Here is a 9,575-nt window from a genome sequence, read left to right on the forward strand (position 1 = left end):
GGTCAGACGGCCGCCGCCTGCGCTTGCAGGTAGTCCTCCGTCGACACCACCGTCGCATAGCCAAACGCCAGCGCCGCCATATAGGCGTCGTGCACCTGCGCTGCCGGGATGACCTTGCCATTGAATTCCAGGTCCCGCGTGGCGCAGGCGTCATGCAGCAGCGTGACCTTGTAGCCCAGGTCCGCGGCGGCACGCACCACTGCGTCGATGCACATATGGCTCATGCTGCCGACCACCACCACCTCGGTGATGCTGCGTTGTTCCAGCACCGTGCGTAGGTTGGTTTCGCGAAAGGCGTTCACAAAATGCTTGAGCACTACCGGCTCGTTGCCCGCGTTTAGCACTTTAGGATGCAAATGGGCACCCTCGGAACCCGGGGTAAAGAACGGCGCATCCTCAGAGGTGAATTCGTGGCGTACATGAATCACTGCTTCGCCTGCCGCACGAAAAGCCTGAAGCACTCGCGCAGCCTTGTCCGCCGCGGCTTCCACGCCGTCGAGCGGCCACTTGCCCTCGGGGAAGTAGTCGTTCTGTATATCGATCAGGATAAGTGCTTGCTTGGCCATGCGTGATGCCTCGTGATGGGGGCTGGGGTCTGTATCTTAGCTGGCGCGGGCGCCGATGAACCTCTCAATCGTGCAGAACGCCGCACAATAAGAGCGGTGTCGTGCAGAATCAAACAGGCCAACTGCTATCGCTTTTCCGGCAACTGATTGATTTAAAAAACATCCCTATCGAAAACGCCTTGGCCTGATCCCTGCTACCTTTTAGCTACACACAGGGCTGGATGGCCAAGGGGGACGCATGACCCCGATTCAACGCAAAAAAGTGGTGGTGGCTTATTCCACGAGGGAAGGCGCACCGCAGCATGAAGTCGAAACCAACCGCGCTTTGGCGCGCTGGCTGGCGCATATCCTGGGGTTCAAGTTCGGTGGCGGCTATGATCCCAAACAGCATGCCGGCCGTGATCTGTACTTGCTGCCCACGCAAACCCTGGTCGGCCCCGACCAGGCGCGCGCGCTCAATATAAAAGGTCCGCAAGACCTGTGGGGCGGCTATGTCGACCACGACTTCATCTGCACCAAAGCCATCACTCATGGCGTATTGGGGCCTGAGGCGATCACGCCGGAAGGCTGGTCGCCGTTGTTCTGCGAGCGGGTGCGTGGGGTCGTGCTGGATGGTCTCAGCGTGTTCGCCTTGACGGACGCGCGGGAAGCGGCCACCCGCCTGCTGTATAGCGGGCCGGTCCGCTTGAAACCCGTGCATGCATGCGCCGGGCGCGGGCAGGAGGTGATCCGCAGCCTCGACGAATTCGATGCGTTGCTGGCACGCCCGGACGCAGAGCACCTGTTCAATGATGGCGTGGTGCTTGAGCAGGACCTGCACGACGTGATTACCCACAGCGTGGGCCAGAGCTTTATCGGTGACCACGTGCTCAGCTATTGCGGCGAGCAATACTTGACCCAGGATGGGCATGGCGAAGAGGTGTACGGTGGTTCCGATCTGATCGTGGTGCCGGGTGGCTACGAGCACTTGCTCGCACTCGACTTGCCTGACGACGTGCGCCAAGCCATCGAGCAGGCCCAAGTGTTCGACGCCGCCGCCGATGAAGCCTACCCCGGCTTCTACGCCTCACGGCGCAATTACGATATTGCCCAAGGCCTGGACGCCGACGGGCAACGCCGCAGTGGCGTGCTCGAACAGTCCTGGCGCATGGGCGGGGCCAGCAGCGCGGAAGTCGCGGCGCTGCAGAGCTTTATCAACAACCCGGGCCTGAAGGCGATCCACGTGTCCTCGGTGGAAACCTACGTCGACCAGGCGCTGCCGGCGGATGCCATTGAGGTGTACCGCGGCCCGGCGGAAAACAGCGACTTTCTCCTCAAGTATGTGACGGTTAAATCTTATGACGGCTAGAAGCGAAAGCATTGCGATCGATATCGACGACGAACAGATGAGCGGCACATTCCTCAGCCCCAAATCCAAAGTACCCGGCGTGTTGTTTGTACACGGCTGGGGCGGCAGCCAGGAGCGCGACCTGGAACGCGCCAAAGGCATCGCTGGCCTGGGCTGCGTGTGCCTGACCTTTGACCTGCGCGGGCACGCCGGCACCGGTATCCCGTTGTCGCGCGTCACCCGTGAAGACAACCTGCGCGACTTGCTCGCCGCCTATGACCGCCTGCTGTCGCACCCGGCCATCGACACCTCGGCGGTGGCGGTGGTGGGCACCAGCTATGGCGGTTACCTGGCGGCGATCCTGACTTCGTTACGCCCGGTGCGCTGGCTGGCGCTGCGCGTGCCGGCGCTGTATCGCGACCAGGAATGGCTCAAGCCCAAGCGCGATCTGGATAAAGCCGATTTGATGGACTACCGCAGCACGCTGGTACACGCCGAAACAAATCGAGCCCTGCATGCCTGCTCGGCGTTTACCGGCGATGTGCTGATTGTCGAATCGGAAACCGACGACCATGTGCCCCACGCGACCATCATGAGTTACCGCGCGGCGTGCCAGCAGACCCATTCCCTGACCCATCGCATCATCGATGGCGCCGACCACTCCCTGAGTGATCCGGTGTCCCAGCAGGCCTATACCTCGATCCTGGTGGACTGGATCACCGAGATGGTGGTGGGCGAGCGCTTGAGCATCATCCAGTCGAAATAAGCCGGCGTTCTTGCGGCCGCTTTCGCGGGCAAGCCCGCTCCCACATTTGGAAGGCGTGCCCCTGTGGGAGCGCGCTTGCCCGCGATAGCAATTGACCAAACACCCACGTTTCAGGCGGGCGTTTTCTTCACCCGCAATGCCTTGGCCTTGGCTTCCACGCCGAGGTACATCACCAGCGCGATCAGCAACGGCAAGATGAAGTAGATCGCGCGGTAGGCGATCAGCCCGGCCAGCAGGCTGCCGCGCGAGGCCTCGTGTTGCAGCAGCGCGATAAACACTGCCTCCAGCACGCCGAGCCCGGCCGGGATGTGTGTGACCACCCCGGCAATCGCGCTGATCAGCAATACGCCAAGCACCAACGGGTAATCCAGCTTGGCCGGCAGCAGGGTGAAAATCACCGCCGCCATCAGCGACCAGTTCAGCGCGCCGAGTGCCAGTTGCAAACACGCCATGCGCAGCGAAGGCAGGTTGATTTCAATCCCGCGAATCGACCACGCGCGCTTTTTCGAAAACTGGCAGGCCGCCAGATAGCCCAGGCTCGCCAGCACCAACAGCGCGCCGATCCCCTGCAATGCCGTGGTGCTGACCTTCCAGCCCGGTGGCATCGTCACCAGCCCGCTGCTGAACACCACGCCGGCCAACGCCATGTAGCCAAACCAGTTGGTCGCCAGGCTCAGGCCGAGGATCTTTGCGATATTGCTAGTGCTCACCCCCAGCCGTGAATACAGCCGATAGCGCATGGCGATCCCGCCGACCCAGGCGCTGAGGTTGAGGTTGAACGCGTAGCTGATAATCCCCACCGGCAATATCTGCTTCCAGCCCAGGGGCTGACGAATGTAGGTGCGGCCGATCAGGTCGAAGCAGGCGTAGACGATAAAGCTGCACAGCGTCAGCCCGCTGGCGATGATCAGCGTGCGCACCTTGAAGTCGCTCAAGGTGTCGAACACTTCGCTCCAGTCGATGCGCCGGGCGAGCATAGTGAACAGCGCGATCAGCACCAGAAAGAACAGGATGGTCAGCGGTTTTTTCCAGCGCTTGAACCGCGAGCCTTTTTTATCAGAGGTCATGGGGCTGGCTCTCGACAGGTTTCAACCGCGGCTTGTGCGCCGGCAACCAGCCCGTCAGCGCAGGGAAGTGGCGCATCACATGGAACACCAGGAAACCCACGGTCAGCCGCCAGAGCCACAGGCGCGGCTTGCGGTTTTCCGGCATGGTCTGGCAGTGATTGTTGGCCAGGGTTTCCAGGCGCTCGTACAGCTGTTGATTGAACGCGCGATCGCGGATCAACACATTCGCTTCCAGGTTCAGCGACAGGCTCAACGGGTCGAGGTTGCTCGAACCCACCGTGCTCCAGTCGTCATCCACCAGCGCGACTTTGCCGTGCAGCGGGCGCTGGCAATACTCGTGGATCACTACGCCGTCCTTGAGCAAATAGTCGTAGAGCATGCGCGCCGCCAGCTTGGCCAGCAGTACGTCAGGCTGGCCCTGCATGATCAACTGCACGTGCACGCCACGCCGCGCGGCATTCCTGATTTCGCGCAGCAAGCGATAGCCGGGGAAGAAGTAAGCGTTGGCGATCACCGCGCGTTTTTGCGCTTTGCTCAGCGCGTGGATGTAGGCCTCTTCGATATCGTCGCGATGCTGGATATTGTCGCGATAAATCAGGCGTACCAGACCGTCGCCTTTGTCGTTTGTCCACAACGAAGGCCGTTGCTGGCGCCGCCGCCAACCACGCCGCGTGCGCACCTGGCGACCGCTTTGCGCGAGGGCAAAATGGTGCAGGTCGGCCACCGCCGGGCCAATTATCTGCACCGCGTAATCCTGCTTGGCTTCGGGGCCGAAGTCCCCGAGGTGATCGGCCGAAAAATTGATCCCGCCGATAAACCCCACGCTGGCGTCCACCACCACGATCTTGCGGTGCAGGCGGCGGAACCAGTTGGTGCGAATGCCCAGGGTCTTGGACGCCGGGTCGAACATCTGCACCGCCACGCCGGCCTCGGCCAGTTCGCCGAGAAACCCCGGGCTCAGCTCGCCGCAGCCAAAACCGTCAAGGCTCACCACCACCTTGACCCCGCGTTGCGCGGCCTCGATCAGGATGCCTTGCAGCTCATGGCCGACCTTGTCTTCGAACAAGATAAAGGTCTCCAGCAGGATCTCGCGCTGCGCGCCGCGCATGGCGTCGAAGACTTTGGGGAAGTAGGCCTCGCCATTTTCCAGCAGCTCAATCTGATTGCCGCCCTGCCAGCCGTAATCCAGGTCACGGGCCTTGGCTTCGTCCGGCGGTTGGTCGGTGGCGATGTGTTCTACGGCGACGTTCATAGCTCGATCTCCACCGACAGCGGCGCGTGGTCTGATAGATGGGACCAGGGGCGCGCAGTCAGCACCCGCGGGTTATGAATTTTCACGTTGCGCACATAAATGCGGTCCAGTGGCAGCAACGGCAGGCGCGCCGGGAAGGTCCGCGCAGGCTTGCCGAGGGTGTCGACGAACACTTCCTTGAGCCCGCTTTGGCTGAGGTCGGCCTTTTGGCGCCAGTCATTGAAGTCACCGGCCACCACCAGCGGCGCATCGGCCGGAATCTCACTGATGCGTTGCTCCAGCAAACGCAGCTGCTGCTGGCGATGCACCTCGCGCAAGCCCAGGTGAATGCAGATCGCATGCACCTCTTGCCCGGTGCCCGGCAGGCGTAGCACGCAGTGCAGCAGGCCGCGGTTTTCATGGCCGCTTTGCGAGATGTCGAGGTTGTCGTGGCGCACGATCTGGAATTTCGACATCAGTGCGTTGCCATGGTCGCCATGGGGGTAGACCGCGTTACGCCCGTAGGCGAACTGCGGCCAGATGCTGTCGGCGAGGAACTCGTATTGCGGCATGTTCGGCCAGTCGCTGTAGCGCGTGGGATGGTGCTCGTGGTTGCCATGGATTTCCTGCAGAAACACCATGTCGGCACCCACGCTGCGCACCGCTTCGCGCAGCTCGGGCAGGATGAAACGCCGGTTCAGGGCGGTGAAGCCCTTGTGGATATTCACCGTCAGCACGGTGAAGCGCGTGATGGCGGTGGTGGGCGCGGTGGGGATCCATTCGGGGTTGGTCATGCCAGCACCCCCGGTTCCGGCAAGTGGCCTGGCTGGGTGGCAAGGTGCTTGTCCAGTCCGAAACGCTGCAGCAACTGGCGCGCGTCGAAGGGCGCGCGCACTTTGATGTCGTTGTCGAAAAAACAAAATATGTCGCGCTGTTTGCGTGCGCGGGGTTTGTGCTGTGGGTCGATCAGATGGGCGTCCGCCGGTTGCTTGCCGTGAGTCCAGCGTTCGATGCGATCACCCCAGCGCTCTATGGCTTCGTCGGTGTAGCCGCTGGCGTAAAGTTTTTTGTCGCCGTGCAAACGCAGGTACATGAAGTTGGCCGTGACGTCTTCCAGATACGGCCACTTGCCGGCAGTGTCGGCGACCACCAGGGCCACACCGTGCTTATCCAGCATCTGCACAAACTCCGGCACCGCGAAGCTTTTATGGCGAATCTCCACGGCATGGCGCAGCGGTTTCTTGCCATGGGCCTGCAGGCTCGCCTTGCCGTTGAGGCGCGGCTCATGCTCGCGGGCGAGGGCGGCGGCCTGCTGGGTGTCGCAGGGTAATTGCGCGAGGAAGGCTTCGAACAGCGGCGGGTCGAACTTGAAACTCGGCGGAAACTGCCAAAGGATCGGTCCAAGTTTTTCCTTCAGCTCCAGCACCCCGGAGGCGAAGAAATTTGCCATCGGCTTGTGCACTTCGCGCAGGCGCAGGACGTGCGTGATATAGCGCGGCGCCTTGACGCTGAAGATGAAATCGTCAGGGGTGTCGGCGTACCACTCGGCGTAACGCTTGGGGGTTTGCAGCGCATAGAACGAGCCGTTGATTTCGATGCTGTTGACGGCACGTGACGCAAACTGCAACTCGCGTTTCTGGGTCAGCCCCTGGGGGTAGAAATCCCCCCGCCAGGGCGTGTAGCGCCAGCCGGAAATGCCGATATGAATCGCCGCCATGGTGACTCCCGTGGATAGTGGGTCGAGTGACCTTCGTGTTGGAATGACTGCGATTTTTGTCGGAAAGTTTCCACGGTCCTACAGACGGTGCACGGACAAAATGTGGCAGGGCCTGCAAGCCAAAGATGCCCAGACAGGGGAACGATCAAGGCTCAAACCCGTCAGTTCCTTACACACCCTGTTGAAGGAGCCCGGTGTTTTGCCGAATCTAAAGACTGCATTACTGCTCGGCGCGCTGCTGTTCTGCGGCAGCGGCGCACTGCAAGCCGCGGCGACCGCGCCTGAACCCGAAGCGCCGGCCAAGCCCGAGCTGCTGGTCGAAGGCGGACTGCTCGGCGCCATCAGCTCCAGCATTGATGATGTGCAACAGAAGCTGGACCTCAACCAGAACCTGGTCGATGAATGGCGCCTGCGTGCCGACCGCGCGGCGGATGAAGTCGGGCGCCTGGTCGATCAGACGTCCCAACGCTCGCCGTGGAGCGTTGCAGGCGACTTTCTGTTGTTGTCCGGGGTGTGGATCGGCGCGTTTACGCTGCTGACAGTGCTCGGGCGCTTTTTGGTCGGGCGCTTGAGCCGGCGCGCCTTTTTCGAACGGCGCAAACGCCTGCTGGCGGTGCTCGGGTATGTGATTCCCTACACGATTCCCGCGCTGATCTGCCTGCCGCTGACCCTCTCCGTCAGCCACTTTTTAGCCACTTCGATAGGCCGCGCGCTGGCGCTGTGTTTTGCCTACGCCACCAGCAGCGGTATTTTTTCCACCTCAATGCTGCTGTGCGTGATTGTGATGTTCAATGTCGGCCACAAGCGCCCGGCGGTGCAGATTATTCGCGATTATTGCCCCAAGCCGCTGTTCCTGATCGGCTTCCTCGCGGCCCTCAGCGATGCGCTGACCAGCCCGCAGATCGCGCGTCAGCTGGGCGGCAATATCACCAGCAGCATCGCGGTGTTTACCGGTTTGTTCGCGGCAGTGATCTTTGGTGTGCTGGTGGTGCGCCTGCGCCGCCCGGTGGCGCATCTGATCCGCAATCGGCCGTTGGCCCAACGCCTGAAACACCCGGCGCTGCAGCAATCGCTGCGGGTGTTTTCCGGGCTGTGGTACTGGCCGATCCTGCTGATGGTGCTGGTCTCGGCGATCAATCTGATCGGCGCCGGCGACGACAACCAGAAGGCCCTGCGTTGCGCGCTGTTCACCACCATCCTGTTGATCGGTACGGTGTTTCTCAGCACGGTGTTGCAACACCTGTTCAAGTCCCGGAGCCAGGTGGCGATCCAGCGCAGCAGTGCGTACAAGGAGCGCTTCCTCAGCCTGTTGCACGCGATTCTGCGCATTGCGATGGCGATCGCGTTTATCGAAATCCTCGGGCGCATCTGGGGCGTTTCGTTGTTCGAATTTGCCCAGCGCAACTCGGTGGGCCGGGCGATCAGCGACTCCCTCAGCAGCATCGGCCTGATCCTGCTGATGACCTGGCTGTTCTGGGTGGTACTCGACACGGCGATCCAGGAAGCGCTGAAACCACCGGTCAACAAGCGTTCCAGCCGCCAGCCGAGCACCCGGGTCAAGACCATCCTGCCGCTGCTGCGTAATGCGATAAAAATCATCCTGGTGGTGATTTGTGCGATTACCACCATGGCCAACCTGGGTATCAACGTCGCGCCGTTGCTGGCGGGTGCCGGTGTGGTCGGCCTGGCGATTGGTTTCGGTTCGCAGCAACTGGTGCAGGACGTGATCACCGGCCTGTTCATCATCATCGAAGACACGCTGTCGATCGGCGACTGGGTGGTGCTCGACTCCGGCCACGCCGGCACCGTCGAGGGCCTGACCATCCGTACGCTGCGCCTGCGTGACGGCAAGGGTTTCGTGCACTCGGTGCCGTTCGGGCAGATCAAGGCGGTCACCAATCAGTCGCGGCAGTTCGCCTACGCGTTCTTCTCGGTGCAGTTCACCTACGACACCGATGTGGACAAGGCCGTGGAGTTGATCCGCGAAACCGGGCAGTCGATCCGCGACGATGTGTTCCTCAAGTACAACCTGCAAGGCCCGCTGGAGGTGTTCGGCGTCGACAAAATGGACCTCAACGGCGTGGTGCTGACCGCGCAGTTCCGCACGGTGTCGGGCGGGCAATATGCGGTGAGCCGCGCGTTTAACCAGCGGCTGAAAAAGCTTGTGGATAACTGTGACGAGGTGCATTTCGCGCAAACTTATCCACAGCAGGTGTTGTTGCCTAAGCGCACAGCCCAAGTGGATGAGCCGGATGAAGAGGTGCCTGCGTCGGTGGTGGTGACGGAGCAGCCCAGGCCTCAACGATGATGTTGGCTATTCTGGCCTCATCGGGAGCAAGCCCCCCTCCCACAGTTTGATCTGCGAACACGCTTAAATGTGGGAGGGGGCTTGCCCCCGATGGGGCCCTCAAGCTCAATGCCTGATCAGCTTCTCCTGCACCGCCGACTGATCCACCTCGAGCAACACCTGCTGCTTGCCCGCAACCATTACCGCCGCCGGCAGCCCATCGCGATACACAATCCGATTGCCACTCACTGCCGGCACCTTCGTCCCCGGCAGCAAGGTGCCTACCAGGTTCAGCGGGTCGGCCCCGCACACCGCAATCAAACTGCCGTCATGTTCTCGGCGCCGCACCTCGCGCAGCAACGGGATCGCCTCCGGCAAGGCAAACTGCTCCCCGGCCAACCCACTGACAAACCGCCCGCCGCGAATCTCACCGCGTGCTTCCAGCCGATGGAACGTGCGCAGCAATTCGCGCCAGCTCGGCAACCAATCCGCCTCGCGCTCCAGCAAACGCCAGAACACCACGCCGTAGCGGCGCAGCAGGGTCATCGCCACATGTTCCAGGGTCTCGGCCGAATGCGCGCCGGCGGCGGAGGGCGAGCGCCGGATCAGCGCCC

9 protein-coding genes are annotated in these 9,575 nt (G+C 62.0%); 3 read left to right on the plus strand and 6 right to left on the minus strand.

Annotation, left to right across the window (positions count from 1 at the left end; genetic code table 11):
• Window positions 1–2 precede the first annotated feature (2 nt).
• Window positions 3–566, minus strand: a complete 564-nt coding sequence (locus tag WBR57_RS17220) for a cysteine hydrolase family protein (RefSeq protein WP_424084935.1) — start codon at window positions 564–566, stop codon at window positions 3–5.
• 238 nt (window positions 567–804) lie between these two features.
• Here WBR57_RS17220 and WBR57_RS17225 point away from each other — a divergent pair, with 238 nt between their 5' ends.
• Both WBR57_RS17225 and WBR57_RS17230 read left to right on the plus strand, forming a co-directional pair.
• Complete coding sequence (locus WBR57_RS17225; protein WP_424084937.1) at window positions 805–1,914, plus strand: DUF3182 family protein; 1,110 nt, start codon at window positions 805–807, stop codon at window positions 1,912–1,914.
• Window positions 1,904–2,659, plus strand: coding sequence for an alpha/beta fold hydrolase (locus tag WBR57_RS17230; protein ID WP_122538739.1), 756 nt, complete (start codon window positions 1,904–1,906; stop codon window positions 2,657–2,659). Before WBR57_RS17225 ends, WBR57_RS17230 begins: the two co-directional genes overlap by 11 nt.
• A 110-nt stretch (window positions 2,660–2,769) precedes the next feature.
• On the opposite strand, the gene WBR57_RS17235 is transcribed toward WBR57_RS17230, so the two are convergent.
• The 4 genes from WBR57_RS17235 to WBR57_RS17250 are packed head-to-tail and all read right to left on the minus strand — an operon-like array spanning window position 2,770 to window position 6,674.
• Window positions 2,770–3,726, minus strand: coding sequence for a lysylphosphatidylglycerol synthase domain-containing protein (locus WBR57_RS17235; RefSeq protein WP_424084939.1), 957 nt, complete (start codon window positions 3,724–3,726; stop codon window positions 2,770–2,772).
• The gene (clsB, locus tag WBR57_RS17240) at window positions 3,716–4,978 is read right to left on the minus strand and encodes a cardiolipin synthase ClsB (protein WP_424084941.1); all 1,263 of its coding nucleotides are present in this window, start codon (window positions 4,976–4,978) and stop codon (window positions 3,716–3,718) included. Before clsB ends, WBR57_RS17235 begins: the two co-directional genes overlap by 11 nt.
• On the minus strand, window positions 4,975–5,751 hold the full coding sequence (locus WBR57_RS17245; RefSeq protein ID WP_424084943.1) for an endonuclease/exonuclease/phosphatase family protein: 777 nt from the start codon (window positions 5,749–5,751) through the stop codon (window positions 4,975–4,977). The genes clsB and WBR57_RS17245 overlap by 4 nt, the downstream gene beginning before the upstream one ends.
• Window positions 5,748–6,674: a DUF72 domain-containing protein gene (locus WBR57_RS17250; RefSeq protein ID WP_424084945.1), complete on the minus strand. Its 927-nt coding sequence runs from the start codon at window positions 6,672–6,674 to the stop codon at window positions 5,748–5,750. The genes WBR57_RS17245 and WBR57_RS17250 overlap by 4 nt, the downstream gene beginning before the upstream one ends.
• 199 nt (window positions 6,675–6,873) lie before the next feature.
• Here WBR57_RS17250 and WBR57_RS17255 point away from each other — a divergent pair, with 199 nt between their 5' ends.
• Window positions 6,874–8,982: a mechanosensitive ion channel family protein gene (locus tag WBR57_RS17255; protein ID WP_424084947.1), complete on the plus strand. Its 2,109-nt coding sequence runs from the start codon at window positions 6,874–6,876 to the stop codon at window positions 8,980–8,982.
• A gap of 105 nt (window positions 8,983–9,087) precedes the next feature.
• On the opposite strand, the gene WBR57_RS17260 is transcribed toward WBR57_RS17255, so the two are convergent.
• Window positions 9,088–9,575, minus strand: a 488-nt coding sequence (locus WBR57_RS17260) for an Lhr family helicase (protein WP_424084949.1), incomplete at its 5' end; no start/stop codon positions are given.

This window comes from Pseudomonas sp., assembly GCF_049590575.1.
In the GTDB taxonomy this organism is placed as follows: domain Bacteria; phylum Pseudomonadota; class Gammaproteobacteria; order Pseudomonadales; family Pseudomonadaceae; genus Aquipseudomonas.